Origin of the sequence: Aliivibrio sp. SR45-2 (assembly GCF_963890165.1) — a bacterium.
GTDB classification, from domain to species: Bacteria; Pseudomonadota; Gammaproteobacteria; order Enterobacterales; family Vibrionaceae; genus Aliivibrio; species Aliivibrio salmonicida.
On record NZ_CAWPRC010000094.1, the window covers coordinates 1 to 503 of the forward strand.

Below are 503 nucleotides of genomic sequence, written 5' to 3' on the forward strand. Positions count from 1 at the left end.
GGCGTTATGTTCTAGGCGATAGATAATGGTTATCTAAAATATTACCTTTGTTTTTATTAACTTAGAAATTAGTGACATTAATCACAGTAGTTCTTCACGATATTACAATAATGATATTTGTATATTTTGGTACAAATGGACTATTGAGGCTTAAATGCAAACTTACAACTCTTCAGGAATACGTGGTTTTGAGTTAAATTCTAATTCAATCACGGTTTGGTTTGATGAAACTGCTCGTTCAGTTAGTTATGACTACGATAGTGCGGGTAAGCAACACATTGACAGAATGAAAATCATTGCAGTATCTGGTGGTGATCTTAATTCTTACATCGATACGCATGTTAAGTTTAGATATGTCCGTGATTAACGGTTAGAGCGAACATAACAATCGCATCAACACGATTTGCTACATTCGGCGTTGTCAGTTTGTCTTTAATTTCAGTGATTAAGGCAGTAAAATTCAGTTTGTTCTGCATAGTAGCAAACGTGTTATGCAGGCGTTA

General features: G+C 34.6%; 2 protein-coding genes. One reads left to right on the top strand and one right to left on the bottom strand.

The genetic code is table 11. The annotated features are described in order from the left end of the window. The first annotated feature begins 154 nt into the window (after positions 1-154). A complete protein-coding gene (locus AACV33_RS04295) occupies positions 155-367 on the top strand; it encodes a hypothetical protein (protein WP_060993032.1) in 213 nt (70 codons plus the stop codon). Here AACV33_RS04295 and AACV33_RS04300 read toward each other — a convergent pair. Continuing rightward, positions 348-476 carry a hypothetical protein gene (locus tag AACV33_RS04300; RefSeq protein ID WP_255458676.1) on the bottom strand — a complete coding sequence of 43 codons (129 nt, stop codon included), beginning with the start codon at positions 474-476 and terminating at the stop codon, positions 348-350. The two genes, AACV33_RS04295 and AACV33_RS04300, sit on opposite strands and share 20 nt — an antisense overlap. Positions 477-503: the final 27 nt, after the last annotated feature.

Excerpts from the sequence above, each read along its gene's own strand:
- AACV33_RS04295 (WP_060993032.1), top strand. The coding sequence starts at position 155 with ATGCAAACTTACAACTCTTCAGGAATACGTGGTTTTGAGTTAAATTCT.
- AACV33_RS04300 (WP_255458676.1), bottom strand. The coding sequence starts at position 476 with ATGCAGAACAAACTGAATTTTACTGCCTTAATCACTGAAATTAAAGAC.